Below are 17,277 nucleotides of genomic sequence, written 5' to 3'. Positions count from 1 at the left end.
ACACTCTTTGCCACTCACGTGGGGGTCAGACGCTCGCGACGCCCGGCGCCAGGAACCGCTTGCCGTTGACCGCCTCGGACGTGCCGGTGCGGTCCAGGTACGGCGTGATGCCGCCGTTCCAGAAGCCGAACCCGCCGCCGAGGATCAGGCAGAGATCGATGTCCTCGGCCGCCGCGACGACACCCTCGTCGAGCATGATCTGGATCTCCTCGGCGAACGCGCGCCGCGTGCGCTCGAGAACCTCCGCGGCCGTGGACGCCGTGTCGCCCTGCTTCCACAGCGCCGCGACGTCGGGGTCGACGACCTGCTTGCCGTCGGCGCCGTAGCTCCACACGGCCGGCTTCTTCGCCTCGACCAGCGCCTCGAGCCCGGGGGAGTTGTGGAACCGCTCCGGGTACGCCGCGGCGAGGGTCTCGCCGGTGTGCAACGCGACCGCCGGACCGACGAGCGCCAGCAGGGTGAACGGGGTCATCGGCATGCCGAGTTCGGCGATGGCGTTGTCGGCCACCTCGAACGGGGTGCCTTCGTCGACCGCGTTCATGACCTCACCGAGGGTGCGGATCAGGAGCCGGTTGAAGACGAACCCGGGCAGGTCGGCGGAACCGACGGCCGACTTCTTCAGCGCCCTGGCGGTGGCGAACGCCGTTGCCAGGGTGGCGTCGTCGGTCTTCTGGCCCTTGATGACCTCGAGCAGCGGCAGCACCGCGACCGGGTTGAAGAAGTGGAAGCCCACCACCCGCTCGGGGTGCTTCAGGTCCGCGGCCATCTCGGTGATCGACAGCGAGGACGTGTTGGTGGCGAGGATGGTCTCGGGGGCGATGTACTCCTCGAGTTCCGCGAAGATCTTCTTCTTCAGATCGAGGTTCTCGAACACCGCCTCGATCACGAAGTCGGTCTTCGCGAATGCCGCCTTGTCGAGCGAGCCGGACACGAGTGCCTTCAGGCGGTTGGCGGCGTCGGGGGACAGCCGGCCTTTGCCCTGCAGCTTGTCGATCTCGCCGTGGACGTAGCCGACACCCTTGTCGATGCGCTCCTGGTCGATGTCGGTGAGGACGACCGGGACCTTCAGCTGGCGGACGAACAGCATCGCGAGCTGGCTGGCCATCAGGCCGGCCCCGACGATGCCGACGCCGGTGACCTTGCGCGCGAGCGACTTGTCCGGTGCGCCGGCGGGCCGCTTGGCCCGCTTGTTCACCAGGTCGAACGCGTACAGGCCCGCGCGGAGCTCGTCCGCGAGCAGCAGGTCGGCGAGCGCCTCGTCCTCGGCGGCGAAGCCCTTGTCGAGGGAAGCCGGGTCGGTGAGGTCGGTGGTCCGGGCCAGCTCGAGGAGTTCGACGGCCTTGACCGGTCCGGGTGCGTTGTTCTTGGTCTTGCCCTCGACGATTGCCTTCGCGCGGGCGATCGCGTCGTCCCAGCCCTTGCCCCGGTCGATCTCGGGACGTGCGGGCGTGATCTCGCCGGCCAGAACCTGTGCGGCCCAGGCGAACGACTGCTCGAGGAAGTCGGCCGAACCGAACACCGCGTCGACGACGCCGAGTTCGAGGGCCTTCTTCGGGGTGAGCGTCCGGTTCTGGTTCAGCGCGTTCTCGAGAACGACGGTGACGGCGTTCGAGGGGCCGATGAGGTTGGGCAGCAACTGCGTTCCGCCCCAGCCGGGAACCAGCCCGAGGAACGTCTCGGGCAGACCCAGCGCGCCCGCGCTCTCGGAGGCGGTGCGGTAGTGGCTGTGCAGCGCAACCTCGAGGCCGCCGCCCAGCGCGACGCCGTTGACGAACGCGAACGTCGGCACGGACGATTCGCGCAGCCGGCGGAACACCTTGTGCCCGAGGCGGCCCAGTTCGAGCGCCTGGTCACGGTTCGTGATGCTCGGAACACCCTTGAGGTCCGCGCCGGCGGCGAAGATGAACGGTTTGCCGGTGATCGCGATCGCGACGGGGTGGGCGGCGAACGCCTCGTCCAGGGCGGTGTCGAGGGCTGCCAGGCCGGCCGGCCCGAACGACGACGGCTTGGTGTGGTCGAAACCGTTGTCGAGGGTGATCAGCGCGACCGGGCCCTCGATGCCCGGTACCGCGACGATCTTGGTGTACGCGTTGGTCACGACCTCGTCGGCGAATGCCGTTGCAATGTCGGTCATCTACTTGGCTCCATCGAAGTTCGGGTTCTCCCAGATCACGGTTCCGCCCATGCCCAGACCGATGCACATCGTGGTCAGGCCGTAGCGGACGTCGGGGCGCTGGGCGAACTGGCGGGACAGCTGGGTCATCAGGCGGACACCGGAGGACGCGAGGGGGTGGCCGCACGCGATGGCGCCGCCCCACTGGTTGACTCGCGGATCGTCGTCGGCGATGCCGTAGTGCTCGAGGAACGCGAGGACCTGGACGGCGAACGCCTCGTTGATCTCGAACAGGCCGATGTCCTCGATCTTCAGACCGGTACGGCCCAGCAGTTTCTCGGTGGCGGGCACCGGTCCGATGCCCATGACGGCGGGGTCGACGCCCTGAAACGCGAATCCGACCATGCGCATGCCGATCGGCAGCCCGAGTTCGAGGGCGGTGTCCTCACCGGCGAGGAGAGCGGCGGTGGCGCCGTCGTTCAGTCCGGCCGCGTTGCCCGCGGTGATGCGGCCCGCGGGACGGAACGGCGTCTTCAGCTTTGCGAGGTCCTCGATCGTGGTGCCCGGACGCGGCGGCTCGTCCTCGGTGGCCAGCCCCCAGCCCGCGGCGGAGCGGGTGGCGACGGGGACGAGGGTGTCGGCGATGAAACCGGCCTTGCGGGCGGCCTCGTACTTGTTCTGGCTGGCGACGGCGTACGCGTCGGTGCGGTCCTTGGTGATGCTCGGGAACCGGTCGTGGAGGTTCTCGGCCGTGTTGCCCATGACCAGTGCACTGGGGTCGACGAGATGGTCGGCGAGGAACCGCGGGTTCGGGTCGGCGCCCTCACCCATCGGGTGGTGGCCCATGTGCTCGACGCCGCCGGCGATCACCACGTCGTACTGGCCGAAGCCGATACCCGACGCGGTGGTGGTGACGGACGTCATGGCGCCGGCACACATGCGGTCGATGGCGAAACCGGGAACCGTCTCGGGGAGCCCGGCCAGGATCGCGGCGGTGCGGCCGATGGTGAGGCCCTGGTCACCGGTCTGCGTGGTCGCGGCGATGGCGACCTCGTCGATGCGCGCGGGGTCGAGTTGGGGGTTGCGGCGAAGCAGTTCGCGGATGGTCTTGACGACGAGGTCGTCCGCGCGGGTCTCCGCGTACATGCCCTTGGGGCCGGCCTTGCCGAACGGAGTGCGGATGCCGTCGACGAAGACGACGTTGCGTTGAGTTGTGGTGGATGGAGCCACGCGAATTCCTCCTGATGGAGCAGTTTGGTTCCGGATCACGGCCAGGCGTCCGGCCTCCAGACCAGCGTACCCCTACCGTTACTCACGGGTAACTTAATGGGTACCTCATCGGGAATTCACGCGCTCACCCCGCGTGTCGGGCAGCGTCAGTCGTCGCCGGAGCCCTTCTGCTCGGCCGCGGCGCGCAGCGCGGTCGCCAGCCGGGGCACGGTCAGCATCCGCTGCCACGGTCGCGCCCCGCCCGCCTCGAGCACCCGGTCGATCGCCGCCTCGGGGCCGTCCTCGGGAGCCGCCCAGTCCCAGCACAGCCTGCGGACGAGTTCCGGGGTCACCAGGTTCTCCACCGGCACCGAGACCTCCGCCCCGAGAGCGGCCAGCGCGGCGCGGGCCGCCGTCAGTCGTTCCGCTGCGTCGGGATCGTGCCGCGCCCACCGGCTCGCGGGCGGGGGGCCCGTGAACGGCGGGGTCTTCGGGGGGAGTTCGGAGTCCGGCAGCGCCCGGGCATCTTCGAGCGCCTGCAGCCAGATCCGGGAATGCCGCCGCTGCCGGGGACCGCCGAACACCGGCAGCGCCCGCAGCGCCTCGATGCTGCGGGGGTCCTTCGTCGCGGCGTCGATGATCGCCGAATCCGGAAGCACCCGGCTGGGGGAGACGTCGCGTTTGCGGGCCAGGTCCTCGCGGGCCTGCCACAGGGAGCGCGCGGCGGCGAGTTGCCGCTGCGTCTTCAGCGACGTGATGTGCGACGTCCGGCGCCAGCGGTCGGGCTTGGGCCGCGGTGGCCCGGCGAGCCGGATGTGCTCGAATTCCTGTGCCGCCCAGTCGCTCTTGCCCTGCTCCTCGAGTTCCGCGGCCATCACGTTCCGCAACTCGACCAGAACCTCGACGTCGAGGGCTGCGTAGTTCAGCCACGTGTCGGGCAGCGGCCGCTTCGACCAGTCGGCGGCGCCGTGCCCCTTCCGCAGTTCGAGGCCCAGCGTCCGCTCGACGATTGCGGCGAGGCCGACCCGCTCGAACCCGGCGAGGCGCCCCGCGAGTTCGGTGTCGAACAGCGTCGCCGGCGCCAGACCGATTTCCGCGAGACCCGGCAGATCCTGGTCGGCGGAGTGCAGGATCCACTCCAGCGGGTTGATCACCTCCGCCAGCGGGGCGAGATCGGCGGCGGTGGGGATCGGGTCGAGGAGCACCGTCCCCGCGCCCTCCCGGCGCAGCTGCACGAGATACGCCCGCGCCGAATAGCGGAAGCCGGACGCCCGCTCGGCGTCGACCGCCAGCGGCCCGGTGCCCTCGCTCAGTGCGGCCGCGGCCTTCGCGACACCCTCCGCGGTGGTCACCACGTCGGGTACGCCGTCCCGGGGTGCGAGCAGGGGTACTACCTGCCTGCCGGGTTCTTCGGCGGGGACGGGAGACGAGGCGTCGTCGGTGACTTCGGACATGACAGCTGACTCTACGTCTCTTCGGGATTCCCGCAGCGCACCGCCGGGTTCACGACCGTTTCTCCGCTGCCTCGACGAGCTCGTCCAGGGCCGCGGGAAACGCGTCGACGAGGTCCCAGAGGTGGGGCGCGAGTTCCGGGCAGCTCATCAGGCCGACGTCGAGTTGACCGTTCAGCGACATCACCGTCACGTTGAGTCCCGCGCCGTGGAAGATCGGGCCAAGCGGATACATCGCGCGGATCAGGGCGCCCAGGAAGTACAGCGGGACCGCAGGCCCCGGCACGTTGGAGATCACCAGGTTGTGGACGACCGGATGCCGTTCCGCCAGGCCGAGGGTCGAATAGAGGCGCATCGCGGTGCCGAACACGGCCTGGCCGGCGAATTGCGACCAGTCCTGCAGCAGGCTCGCGCCGAGGGTTTCGTTGTGTTCCTTGGACGTCGAGTTGTGCTCGCCGATCGCCAGCAGGCGTTCGGCGGGGTCCTCGATCTGGGTGCCGAGTTGGGTGAACATCCCGGACACCTGGTTGGTGCCTGGCCGGTCCGACTTTCCGTGGACCGACACCGGGACGATCGCGACCAGCGACTTGCCGGGCAGCTCCCTGCGGTTCTGCAGGTACTTCCGCAGCGCACCCGAGCACAGGGCGAGGACGACGTCGTTGACCTTGACGTCGAACGCGTTCTTGACCGTCTTGACCTTGTCGAGGTCGAGTTGGGTGAACGCGAGATTGCGGTGACTGGTCAGCGTGCCGTTGAGCGACGTGCGCGGTGCGGTGAACGGCGCGGGCATCGCCTCGCCGCGCCGGGCCCGGCCGATCCAGCGGGGCAGCAGCGTCAGGCTCTGCGGGACGATCCGCAGCAGTTTCGCGGGCCGGGACGCGACGGCGAGCAGACCGCCCACGGCGATGTCGAGCGTGCTCGCCTGCCCCGCGCTCTCGGCGGAGTCGTCGCGGTCGGGCCGCGGGGCGTCCGGTTCGAGGCCGCACAGCTGGGCCATCATGTTCGCGCCGGTGATCCCGTCGACGCCGGCGTGGTGCATCTTCGACATCACGGCGACCGATCCGTCGTCGAGGCCCTCGATCACCCACATCTCCCACAGCGGCCGGGCGCGGTCGAGGGGAATGCCCGCGATGTCGCCGCACAATTCGGCCAGCTCGTCGCGCCCGCCGGGGGCGGGGAGGGCGACGCGGTGGCAGTGCCGGTCGATGTCGAAGTCGGTGTCCTCGACCCATACCGGGTGGTCGAGGTTGAGCCGGGAGTCCTGCAGCTTGCGCCGGAACGCGGGAATCGCCTCGGTGCGTGCGCCGAGTTCGGCCTTGAGCCCGGCGAACGTGTAGCCGCCCGGAACCGTCGAGATGTCGAGAACGATGACTCCGCAGACGTGGAGGAGTTGCGTCGACGTTTCGAGGTAGAGGAATGACGCGTCGAGACCGCTGAGTCGCTGCATGAAACCGATACTAGAACACGTTCTAGAAGGTGGTCCAACGAATCGCGGAACCGCGAGGTCCGAGAAACGGTGAACCGCCGGGACGCCGCTCCGCATCGTTCTCGATCCGCGGTGCACGGGTGCGGGGTGGGCAACCGCTCCATTAGAACATGTTCTACGGTTGGGGGTATGACCCGAGGCTTCGTTCTCCGGCAGGCCGTCGGCGCCGCACTCGCCGCCAACGCCCTGCGTCCCCTGCCCGGTGCGCCCACGTCGGTGGTCGCCTTCTTCTCGGGGTGGCTGACCACCGAACTCGCACCCCACCTCCTCGCCGTGACCGCCGCCGACGCCGCCCAGCACGCGGCGCGTCACGGCACGCGGACCCGCAGCGACCGCGTCGGTCTCGCGCTGGCCGCCGCCTCCGCCGCCGGGCTCGCCGCCGTCATCGCGACCGGCCGGGGCGCCGGAGCCGAAGCGGAATCCGCTCTCGTCGAGACGCTCGGCGAGAACTACACCGACCGCGACACCGCCATCGACCACCCGGGCCGGCCCGTGTGGCGGCAACTCCTCAACCCGTTCTGGATGCGGAACAAGGCCGTCACCCGGGTCCGCAACCTCGCGTACGGGCCGGGTGGGCGCCGGGCCCGCCTGGACATCTACCACCGGCAGGACCTGCCGTCGACGAGCCCGGTCCTCCTCCAGATCCACGGCGGCGGCTGGGTGATCGGGAACAAGGATCAGCAGGGTCTGCCGCTGATGCTCGAGATGGCCTCGCGGGGATGGGTGTGCGCGGCCGTCAACTACCCGCTGTCGCCGAAGGCGAAATGGCCGGAACACCTGATCGCGATCAAGCAGGCCCTCGCCTGGCTCCGGGAGCACGTCGAGGAGTACGGCGGCAACCCCGACTTCATCGCCGTCACCGGCGGTTCCGCGGGCGGCCACCTCGCCGCCATGGTCGGACTCACCGCGAACGACAGCCGGCTGCAGCCGGGATTCGAGGACGTCGACACGTCGGTGCAGGCGTGTGTGCCGTACTACGGCGTCTACGACTTCGCGGGCGACACCGGAATCAAGGCGGTCCTCCAGCGCGTGCACTCCGGACTGATGCCGATGGTGCTCGGCAAGAACGCCACCTTCCCCGACGACTACCGGGCCGCGTCGCCGCTCGCGCACCTCCGGGCGGACGCGCCCCCGTTCTTCGTGATCCACGGGACGAGCGATTCGCTCATTCCCGTCGCCGAGGCGCGGATCTTCGTCGACGAACTGCGGCAGGTGTCCGACAACCCCGTCGTCTACGCGGAACTGAAGGGCGCGCAGCACGCGTTCGACGTGTTCCCCTCGATCCGCAGCATCTCGGTCACGCAGGCGGTTGGGCGGTTCCTGGAATGGTCGCGCAGCGCCACCACCGACGTCCCCGCCGCGGGCACGGCAGCAGGTACCGAATCAGCCTGACTACTTGCCGCCGAGCGTCTTCAGCTGCGCCACCCCGGCGGGCGGCAGACCGGCCGCGTACGCCAGCACCTCGCAGAACGCCTCGACGTGCGCAGCCAGTTCGACCGACGTCGCCGTCCACGACGCGCGCAGTTCCAGCTGATGCGCATGCGGGGGACCGGCGATGTCGCCGTAGCGCACCGACGTCGTCGCCGTCACCGTCCCGCCGAGCGCGTTGAGGGGTTCGTGGCGCGACTCGAGTGCGTCGACGAGCCAGCTCCACGCGACCTCGGGAAGGAGCGGGTCGGACGCCACGGCGGCGTCCAGGTCGGCCTGGATGTAGGCGACCAGCCGCATCGTGCCGTTCCACGCCTCGTCGCCCTCGGGGTCGAACAGGAGGATCAATCTGCCGAACGCGTCACCCTCGCTCTGTTCGGCGACGACCCCGGTGTCCTCGTGCACGACCTCTGCGCCGACGGCGTAGCTGAACGGAGCGAGCCGTTGCGGGGGCCGGATGGGACCCAGCTCGATGTCCGCACGGACCTGCGCGGAATTCATCGCTTCGACGGCGGCGCGGAACTCGGCCGGTTCGGCGGGCGATCCCGAAGTCGTCACAGCTCGGGACGTTAGACCCGGACCCTTGCATCTCGTCGGAGGCGCGCCGAGCAGGGCCGATCGGCGGCGGAGCCGCGGCATGGCAGCATGAGAGCTGCCGAAATTCGAGCAGGCAGAGAGCGCGAGGACCGATGAGCGGGTTGGAAAGCACCAATGCAGGCATGAGCGAACGGGCGACGTACGCCGCGAGGCGGGTGCTCCCCGACGCACCCCTCCTGGCGGCCGCGGACGGTCGCGCTCCAGGCCGGCGCCCGGTGTGGTTCATGCGGCAGGCGGGCCGCTCGCTTCCCGAGTACCGCGAGATCCGGTCGGGAATCGGCATGCTCGAGTCGTGCTTCGATCCGGCACTGGTCTGCGAGATCACCATGCAGCCCGTGCGCAGGCACGGGGTCGACGCCGCGATCCTGTTCTCCGACATCGTGGTGCCGCTCAAGGCCGCGGGCATCGATCTCGACATCGTGGCCGGCACCGGCCCGGTCGTCGCGAACCCGGTCCGGTCGATCGCGGACGTCGCCGCCCTGCCCCGCCTCGTGCCGGAGGAGGTCGGTGCGGTCGCGCAGGCCGTGCAGCTGCTCACCGCGGAACTCGGTTCGACGCCGCTGATCGGTTTCGCCGGTGCCCCGTTCACCCTCGCCTCGTACCTGGTCGAGGGTGGACCGAGCCGCAACCACGAGCGCACGAAGGCGCTCATGCATTCCGACCCGAAGACGTGGCACGCGCTGCTCGGCACGCTCGCCGACACCACCATCACGTTCCTGCAGACCCAGCTGCGTGCCGGCGTCGACGCGATCCAGCTGTTCGACTCGTGGGCGGGCGCGCTGTCGCTGGCCGAGTACCGCGAATTCGTGCTGCCCCACTCCGAGCGGGTGTTCGCGGAGGTGGAGAGCGCGAAGGTGCCGCGGATCCACTTCGGTGTCGGAACCGGTGAACTGCTCGGCGCGATGGGCGAGGCGGGGGCCGACGTGGTCGGCGTCGACTGGCGCATCCCCCTGGACGTCGCGGCGCGCCGGGTCGGTCCGGGCAAGGCGCTGCAGGGCAACCTCGACCCCGCGGTCCTGTTCGCGGGACCGGCGGCCGTCGAGAAGCAGGTGCGCCGCATCACCGCGGAGGCCGACGCGGCCCTCGCCGCGGGTGCCACGGGACACATCTTCAACCTCGGTCACGGCGTCCTGCCCGACACCGACCCGGGCGCGCTGACCGCGCTGGTCGAGTTGGTGCACTCCCTGTGACCGGGTCGTCGCCGAACGTTCTCGTCGTCGGCGGCGGCATCTCCGGGCTCGTGGCCGCGTACCGCCTGCGGCAGCGGCTCGGCCCTGATGCCCGGATCGTCGTCGCCGACGGCGCGGGGCGGCTCGGGGGCAAGCTGCGGACGGTGGACCTGGCCGGGGAGCCCGTCGACGTCGGCGCGGAAGCCTTCATCGCGCGGCGTCCGGAACTGCCTGCCCTGCTCGGCGAACTCGGTCTCGCCGACCAGCTCGTGCACCCGGCCGGACTGCGTCCGCTGATCTGGTCCGAGAACGCCCTGCACCCGCTGCCCGCCGACACCCTCATGGGGATCCCCGCGGACGAGAACAGTCTCCGCGGCCTCGTCGACGACCGGACCCTCGCGCAGGTGGCGGGGGAGCGGACGGTGCCCCTCGAATGGACACCGGGCGCCGACGTCGCCGTCGGTGCGCTGGTCGGCGACCGGTTCGGTGCGCAGGTGGTCCGGCGGTCGGTGGATCCGCTTCTCGGAGGGGTCTATTCGGGGCTGGCGGACACCATCGGTGTCCGCGCCGCACTCCCCACCCTCGCGGCGGCCCTCGACCGCGGTGCCACCAGCCTGTCCGCGGCGGTGGCGGAGGCACTTCCCCCTCCCGCCTCGGGACCGGTGTTCGGGGCGCTGCGCGACGGCTACGGCGTCCTGCTCCGCGCCCTGACGGACACCACGGGCGCGGAGATCGTGCCCGAGCGAATAAAAACGCTCGGCCGCGACGGCGACGGCTGGTCGGCGGACCCGGTGGGCCGGGTGGACGGTGTGGTGCTCGCCGTGCCCGCTCCGCAGCTCGCCGAACTGCTCGCCGGCGTCGCACCCCGCGCGTCGGCGGCCGCCGCGGACATCCCGCTGGCCTCCTCGGCCGTCGTCGCACTGGCACTGCCCGCCGGCACCGACGTCCCGCAGAACTCCGGGATCCTCGTCGCCACCGACACGTCGCTCGGCGCGAAGGCGTTCACCCTGTCGAGCCGCAAGTGGCCGCACCTCGCCCAGCGGGAGGTCACCCTCGTGCGGGCGTCGTTCGGACGATTCGGCGACGCCGCCGTCGTCGACGCACCCGACGACGAGCTGATCGCCGCGGCCCGGCGCGACCTCGCGACCGTCACCGGCGTGTCCGCGGAGCCCGTCGCCGCGCACGTCCAGCGCTGGCACGGCGGACTGCCGCAGTACGGTCCCGGCCACCTCGAGCGGGTGGCGGTGATCGAGCAGGAAATCGCAGGTCTGGACGGTGTAGAGGTGTCCGGGGCGCTCCTGCGGGGGGTGGGTGTACCCGCCTGTGTGGCCGCCGCGACGGCGGCGGCTGCACGGCTCTCCGGGCGGGTGGCAGGATAGACCCATGGCACGCCTCGACTTCGACGCATTGAACTCTGAAATCCGCTACCTCATGTTCTCCGTGTTCCAGGTGGAACCCGGTGTACTCGGGGACGACCGGGAAGCTGTGATCAAGGAGGCACGGATCTTCTTCGAAGGTCAGGCCGAGAAGGGTGTCGTGGTGCGCGGGCTCTACGACGTGGCGGGGCTGCGCGCCGACGCCGACTTCATGATCTGGACGCACTCGGCGAGCATCGAGGCCCTGCAGGCCACGTACGCCGACTTCCGCCGCACCACCGCCCTGGGCCGCGCGAGCAAGCCCGTGTGGAGCAACGTCGCGTGCCACCGTCCGGCCGAATTCAACAAGAGCCACATCCCGGCGTTCCTGGCGGGCGAGGATCCGGGCAACTACATCTGCGTGTACCCTTTCGTCCGCTCCTACGAGTGGTACCTGCTGCCCGACGACGAGCGCCGGAAGATGCTCGCCGACCATGGCATGGCGGCCCGCACCTACAAGGACGTGCGTGCCAACACGGTGCCCGCGTTCGCGCTCGGCGACTACGAGTGGATCCTCGCGTTCGAGGCGCCCGAGCTGTACCGCATCGTCGACCTCATGCGCGACCTGCGCGCCACCGAGGCCCGGCTGCACGTCCGCGAGGAGGTGCCGTTCTTCACCGGCCCGCGGGTGGATGTGGAGAAGCTCGTCGCGGCTCTGCCGTGATCTGACGCACGAGAAATGAGTGACGCCGACGGGGCCCGCAGGGCGCCCCGCTACCAGCACATGTCGCACTGGGGCATGTTCGAGGCCGAGGTCGCCGACGGCGACGTCGTGGCCGCGCACCCGTACACCGGTGACGCCGATCCGTCACCGGTGCTGGGCAACCTCGCCGGGTCGGTTCGCACCAAGGCGCGGATCACCGGTCCGGTGGTGCGCCGGGGGTGGCTCGAGCACGGCCCGGGTCCGAGCACCTCCCGCGGTTCCGACGAGTTCGTGCCGGTGGACTGGGAGGAGCTGACCCAGCGGCTGGCGAACGAACTGCGCAGGGTGATCGACACCCACGGCAACAGCGCGATCTACGGCGGTTCCTACGGGTGGGCCAGCGCGGGCCGGTTCCATCACGCGCAGAGCCAGGTCCACCGGTTCCTGAACACCCTCGGTGGCTACACCCGTTCGGTGCACAGCTACTCACTGGGCGCGACGGGCGTCGTCATGCCCCGGGTGGTGGGCACGCACTGGAAGATGTTCGCCCGCTCCACGTCCTGGAAGCTCATCGCCGAGCACACCGACGTCATGGTGTGCTTCGGCGGCGTCCCCCTCAAGAACACCGGCGTCAACCACGGCGGCACGAGCGACCATCCCACCCGTGACGCCCTCGACGCCCTGCGGCGGCGCGGCGGATCCGTCGTGTCGTTCAGTCCGTTGAGCGACGACATGCACGGCGTCGCCGAGCGGCACGCGCCGGTGCCCGGCACCGATGTCGCGATCATGCTGGCCCTCGCGTACGTTCTCGCGTCGGAAGGCCTGCACGACACGGCGTTCCTCGGCAGCCACTGCGTCGGCTACGACCGCTTCGAGGACTACCTCCTCGGACGCTCCGACGGTGTCCCGAAGTCGCCGGCATGGGCGGAGCGGATCTCCGGCATCGCCGCCGCGGATCTGGTGGCCCTCGCCCGGCGGATGGCGGCGGGCCGGACGATGGTGACCGTCACCTGGTCGCTGCAGCGGGTCCGGCACGGCGAGCAGGCCCCGTGGATGGGGGTCACCCTCGCCGCGATGCTGGGCCAGATCGGTCTTCCCGGTGGAGGTTTCGGACACGGCTACGGTTCCATGAACGAGCCCGGGCTCGCCCCGGTCCCGTACCCGCTGCCCACCCTTCCGCAGGGACTGAACCCGGTCCGCGACTTCATCCCCGTGGCCGCGGTCTCGGACATGCTCCTGAACCCGGGCGCCGCGTTCGACTACGACGGTCAGCGGCTGACGTACCCGGACATCAAGATGCTGTACTGGGCGGGCGGCAACCCGTTCCACCACCATCAGGACATTCCGCGTCTGCGCCGCGCGCTGGCCCGGCCCGACACGATCGTGGTCCACGACCCCTACTGGACGCCGATGGCCCGGCACGCCGACATCGTGGTCCCGTCCACGACGTCGCTCGAGCGGGCCGACATCAGCTGCACCCGCAACGATCCGCTGCTCGTCGCCATGCATGCCGCGGTGACGCCGTACGCCGACTCCCGGGACGACTACGACACGTTCGCCGCCGTCGCCCGGAAGCTGGGTGTCGGCGAGAAGTTCACCGAGGGCCGCACGTCCGGGCAGTGGCTCGAGCACCTGTACGGGCAGTGGCGGGACTTCGTCCGCGCGGACGGCGGACCGGCACCGAGTTTCGACGACTTCTGGACGCAGGGCCACGTGCGGATGCGGACCGAGGACGATCTGATCCTGTTCGGCGACTTCCGGGCGGATCCGGTGAAGTTCCCCCTCGGTACCCCGAGCGGGCGGATCGAGATCTTCTCCGAGGACATCGACGGATTCGGCTACGCCGACTGCGCCGGACATCCCCGCTGGTACGAGCCGGAGGAATGGCTCGGCGGCCCGCGGGCCCGGCAGTTCCCGCTGCATCTGATCGCCAACCAGCCGCGCACCCGCCTGCACAGCCAACTCGATCACGGCGGCACCAGCCAGAAGTCGAAGATCCGGGGCCGTGAACCGCTGCGCATCCATCCGGACGACGCCGCCGACCGCGGAGTGACCGGCGGCGACGTCGTCCGCGTGTTCAACGACCGGGGCGCGTGCCTCGCCGGTGTGGTGGTGGACGAGGGCGTCCGCCGCGGTGTGGTGCAGCTGTCGACGGGGGCCTGGTACGACCCGCTCGACGCGACCGACCCGGATTCGCTCTGCGTGCACGGGAACCCGAACGTGCTGACCCCGGACGTGGGCACGTCGTCACTCGCCCACGGCTGCACGGGCCAGCACGTGCTCGTGCAGATCGAACGCTACGACGGCGAGCTGCCGCCGATCCGGGCGTTCGATCCGCCTGCGATCATTCGCCGGCCGGTTCCAGAACCAGCGAGATCGAATTGATGCAGTACCGCTGATCGGTGGGGGTGGGGTAGCCCTCGCCCTCGAAGACGTGGCCGAGGTGGCTGTGGCACGTCGCGCAGACCACCTCGACGCGGCGCATGCCCAGCGAGGTGTCCTCGTGGAGGATGACGGCGTCCGAGTCGGCCGGGTCGAAGAACGACGGCCACCCGCAGTGCGATTCGAACTTCTCCGTGCTGCGGAACAGTTCGGCGCCACAGGCGCGGCAGTGGTAGACGCCTTCCGTCTTGGTGTCGGTGTACTCGCCGACGAAGGGGCGCTCGGTGCCGGCCTGGCGCAGCACCGCGTACTCCTCGGGAGTCAGTTTCTCGCGCCACTCGCTGTCGGAGAGAGTTACCTTCGGGGCGGACTGCGTGGGATCCTGCTGCTGCGAACTCATGGCTCCACGCTAATACGTTTCGCCGATTCCGGCCGTGAGGCTCCGGCGTGTGACAGAGCTACGTCTTGGCGGTGGCCGACTCGACCTGCGGCTGCTCGTCCGGTTCCGGCTCCCGCGGAGTCGCGGGGATCGTCTCGCCCGGTTCGAGGAGGAACGCCGGATCGATGCCCCGGTCGAGGCGACCTTCGCGTCGCGCCGTGACGTACCGGACGGTGAGCACCCCGAAGATCACGAGGAGCATGAGACTCCACCCCAGCGTGGTCTTCATGTACTCCGCGGTCCGGCCGGCTTCGATGAACCGGCTCGACAGCCAGCTGTCGTAGCTCATGAAGCCGTACACGGCCAGCCACGCCGGCCAGTTCCGCATCACCGAATTCTTCAGCACCACGGACATCAGGAGCGGGAACAGCATCATCGAGTAGTACATCTGGCCCAGCGAACCGAGCAGCCACGACGCCGTCAGCAGAACACCGGACGTGGTGACCACGAAGAACAGTTCGTCGTGGCGGTAGAAGCGGTACAGCAGCCACAGGGACGAGAGCACGATGGCGGCGAAGACGCCGCGCAGCGCCCAGATCAGGCCGGTGGGAAGCCCGTAGTACTTGCCGTTGCCGACGATCGCGCTGTTGAAGTAGTCGCGCGACTCCATCAGGTACGGCACCGTGTGGTGCACGAAGTCCATCGGGTCCGCGGACAGCGGCCACGCGACGGCGGTGAGGATCAGGGGGATGCCGATCGCGGTGACGAACACCTTCCACTGTCCGCGCACCAGAGGCAGCAGCAGCAGTGGGGCGAGGATCGGTTTGACCGCGAACGTCAGCCCGATGGCGACACCGGACCACATGTCCTTGCGCTTCATGAGCAGCACCAGGAACGCGATTTCGCCGAGCAGGACGAGGCCGTTGATGTTGGTGAAGACCAGGGTGTTGGTGACGGTCTCGGACGAGAACGTGGCGAGCAGCAGGATCGGGGCCGCGATGGAGTTCAAGCCCAGGCCGAACAGCCGCAGCAGCAGGTACAGGGCGATCACGATGGCGATCGCGTTGGCGATGATGAACAACCAGCGGGACTTCTCGGGGTCGATCACCGCGATCGGCGCCATCAGCAGCGTCCCGGACGGTGGGTACAGGTAGTGGGGGTCGACCCAGTTGAAGTTGGCGGTGTAGACGGGACGCCCGTTCAGGAAGGCCAGGGCAGCGTTGTAGACCGGCCGGAAGTCGTCGGTGATGTACCCGTTGACCGCCTTGACGACCACTCGATGCAGCACGGTCATGACGGCGATCGGCCACAGCGCGAAGTTGATTACCTCGTTGGCAGTCCGCCCGGTGCGCGGTTCGAGTTGTCGAAGGAACACCACGGCACGGTACACCGAGAAGCCCTGACGTGCGGTCACGCACCCCCTGTGGGTGTCGGGCGGAACACCTCGGCTAGGCGGGGCAGGCGCTGCCGTCCGGCGGCAGCACCCCGTCCGTGACGTAGGTGACGATCGACTTCTGCGCGCAGTCCGAATGGGTGGCGGGGTGGCCGCTGCCGTGCCACGTCAGCGTCGCCGTCGCGGCGCCTGCACTCGACACGGCCCCCGTCACCGTCCCCACCCCGGCGTTCCCGACGACCGGGTCGGCGGTGCCGCTGAGCACCAGGACCGGCAGTGCCAGCTCGCCGGGCAGGGCGGGGGGCGCGGTCGCGGGCCAGGACGTGCACGTGAGCAGACCGACGGCGGCGTTGGGGCCGAACAGCGGGAACCGTTCGCTCCACAGCTTCTGCAGTTCCCGGACCCGGTCGGGCGCGGGCCACTGCTGGCCGTCGGTGCAGCGGGTGATGAACTGGCCGTCGCTCTCGTAGGCGGCCTCGGCCTGCGCGACCGCCGCGAGGATCGGCGCCGTGTTCCCGGCGAGGGCGGCGGACACGGCATCCGACAGGGCCCGGACGCGGCCCTGCTGGTCGCCGCCCGCCGCGGCGAGCGTCCCGGACACCGCGGTGAGGAGGGCGTTCGCCGAGACCTGCGGGATCTGCCCGTTCGCGGCGCGGGTGACGGCGTCCGTCATCGCGGCGCGCGGATCGGCGCCGAGGGAGCAGTTCAGGGCCGTGCACTGGCGGGCGAACGCGTCGAACGCCGCCTCCTGACCCGCCACCTGCTGTTCGGTGACGGTCGCGGCGTCCACCGTGGTGACGGCGGGGGAGTCGAGGACGAGCCGGCCGACCCGGCCGGGGTACTTGGCGGCGTAGCTGAGCGCGACGGCGCTGCCGTTGCCGGTGGCGAGGATCCCGAGCGCGTCGACGTCCCAGGTGCGGCGCAGTTCCTCGATGTCGTCGGCGGCGTGGGTGCTGTCGAACGCGAGTTCCTGCGGCTGCAGGTAGTCGGTGCACGCGATGGTGGCGTCGCGGCCCAGCGCGGTCACCTTGTCGACCTGGTCACCCGTTCCCGGGTCGAACTGCCCGAGATTCGCCAGGCTGCTGCGGAGTTCCGGGGTGAGGCACTCGATCTCCTGCGAAGCGGCGATCCCGCGGCGGTCCACCGCGACCACCGGGCGCGTCGACAGCAGTGACGTCAGACCGCCGGTGCTCAGCGCCGCGAGCGTCGCGGTCGACGACCGGTCCGATCCCGACGTGAGCACGAGCGGGGCTGCGTTCTCGGGGGTGTCGGCGAGCCGCGCCCGCATCGCGCCCATCGTGAAGGTCCCGGGCAGGGTGCCGCTCTCGTCGACGGCCGCCTCGTAGGAGCCGCACTCGAAGATGAGCCCGGCGGGGGCCGTCGCGCCCGGGCCGAGGGCGCCGAGCGTGCTCTGGGTGCAGTCGGTCCACGCCAGGTCGTTCTTCGGGGTCTGCAGCACGGGCGGGGCGGCGTCGGGGTTCTCGGTCTCGGTCGCGGTGGGTTCGCTGCCGCCGCCCTCGCGCTCGACTGCCACGTGCGGGCGGTTGGACGGTCCGGCTCCGCACGCGGTGCACACCACGAGAACCATTGCGAGCAACACCGATCTGCGCAT

The 17,277-nt window shown here is 70.3% G+C and carries 13 protein-coding genes; 5 read left to right on the top strand and 8 right to left on the bottom strand.

What is annotated here, in order from left to right:
• Nucleotides 1-25: 25 nt before the first annotated feature.
• From JWS13_RS07260 to JWS13_RS07245, 4 genes are all read right to left on the bottom strand, one after another.
• Nucleotides 26-2,134: a 3-hydroxyacyl-CoA dehydrogenase NAD-binding domain-containing protein gene (locus tag JWS13_RS07260; RefSeq protein WP_206005116.1), complete on the bottom strand. Its 2,109-nt coding sequence runs from the start codon at nt 2,132-2,134 to the stop codon at nt 26-28.
• A complete protein-coding gene (locus JWS13_RS07255; RefSeq protein ID WP_206005115.1) occupies nt 2,135-3,343 on the bottom strand; it encodes a thiolase family protein in 1,209 nt (402 codons plus the stop codon).
• Nucleotides 3,344-3,489: 146 nt separating this feature from the next.
• On the bottom strand, nt 3,490-4,776 hold the full coding sequence (locus JWS13_RS07250) for a ribonuclease D (RefSeq protein ID WP_206005114.1): 1,287 nt from the start codon (nt 4,774-4,776) through the stop codon (nt 3,490-3,492).
• A gap of 49 nt (nt 4,777-4,825) precedes the next feature.
• Nucleotides 4,826-6,220: a WS/DGAT/MGAT family O-acyltransferase gene (locus tag JWS13_RS07245; protein ID WP_206005113.1), complete on the bottom strand. Its 1,395-nt coding sequence runs from the start codon at nt 6,218-6,220 to the stop codon at nt 4,826-4,828.
• Between the two features lie 168 nt (nt 6,221-6,388).
• Between JWS13_RS07245 and JWS13_RS07240 the strand changes: the two genes are divergently transcribed.
• Nucleotides 6,389-7,651, top strand: coding sequence for an alpha/beta hydrolase (locus JWS13_RS07240; RefSeq protein WP_206005112.1), 1,263 nt, complete (start codon nt 6,389-6,391; stop codon nt 7,649-7,651).
• Here JWS13_RS07240 and JWS13_RS07235 read toward each other — a convergent pair whose 3' ends face one another.
• Entirely contained in the window at nt 7,652-8,245 is a 594-nt protein-coding gene (locus JWS13_RS07235; RefSeq protein ID WP_072942294.1) for a DUF3000 domain-containing protein, read from the bottom strand. It lies immediately after the preceding gene.
• Nucleotides 8,246-8,406: 161 nt separating this feature from the next.
• Here JWS13_RS07235 and hemE point away from each other — a divergent pair, with 161 nt between their 5' ends.
• The 4 genes from hemE to JWS13_RS07215 are packed head-to-tail and all read left to right on the top strand — an operon-like array spanning nt 8,407 to nt 13,896.
• Entirely contained in the window at nt 8,407-9,474 is a 1,068-nt protein-coding gene (gene hemE / locus JWS13_RS07230; protein WP_206011522.1) for a uroporphyrinogen decarboxylase, read from the top strand.
• Nucleotides 9,471-10,832: a protoporphyrinogen oxidase gene (locus JWS13_RS07225; RefSeq protein WP_206005111.1), complete on the top strand. Its 1,362-nt coding sequence runs from the start codon at nt 9,471-9,473 to the stop codon at nt 10,830-10,832. The genes hemE and JWS13_RS07225 overlap by 4 nt, the downstream gene beginning before the upstream one ends.
• Before the next feature lie 4 nt (nt 10,833-10,836).
• The gene (hemQ, locus tag JWS13_RS07220) at nt 10,837-11,532 is read left to right on the top strand and encodes a hydrogen peroxide-dependent heme synthase (protein WP_015890522.1); all 696 of its coding nucleotides are present in this window, start codon (nt 10,837-10,839) and stop codon (nt 11,530-11,532) included.
• Nucleotides 11,533-11,547: 15 nt separating this feature from the next.
• A complete protein-coding gene (locus JWS13_RS07215; RefSeq protein WP_206005110.1) occupies nt 11,548-13,896 on the top strand; it encodes a molybdopterin-dependent oxidoreductase in 2,349 nt (782 codons plus the stop codon).
• Here JWS13_RS07215 and msrB read toward each other — a convergent pair.
• The 3 genes from msrB to JWS13_RS07200 are packed head-to-tail and all read right to left on the bottom strand — an operon-like array spanning nt 13,856 to nt 17,277.
• Nucleotides 13,856-14,293, bottom strand: coding sequence for a peptide-methionine (R)-S-oxide reductase MsrB (gene msrB / locus JWS13_RS07210; RefSeq protein WP_206005109.1), 438 nt, complete (start codon nt 14,291-14,293; stop codon nt 13,856-13,858). The two genes, JWS13_RS07215 and msrB, sit on opposite strands and share 41 nt — an antisense overlap.
• Nucleotides 14,294-14,351: 58 nt before the next feature.
• Nucleotides 14,352-15,686, bottom strand: coding sequence for a glycosyltransferase family 87 protein (locus JWS13_RS07205; RefSeq protein WP_124392963.1), 1,335 nt, complete (start codon nt 15,684-15,686; stop codon nt 14,352-14,354).
• Between the two features lie 34 nt (nt 15,687-15,720).
• Nucleotides 15,721-17,277, bottom strand: coding sequence for an alpha/beta hydrolase (locus tag JWS13_RS07200; protein WP_241032127.1), 1,557 nt, complete (start codon nt 17,275-17,277; stop codon nt 15,721-15,723).

It is taken from the genome of Rhodococcus pseudokoreensis (assembly GCF_017068395.1).
GTDB lineage: Bacteria > Actinomycetota > Actinomycetes > Mycobacteriales > Mycobacteriaceae > Rhodococcus_F > Rhodococcus_F pseudokoreensis.
This window is presented reverse-complemented; position numbering and strand designations above follow the sequence as displayed.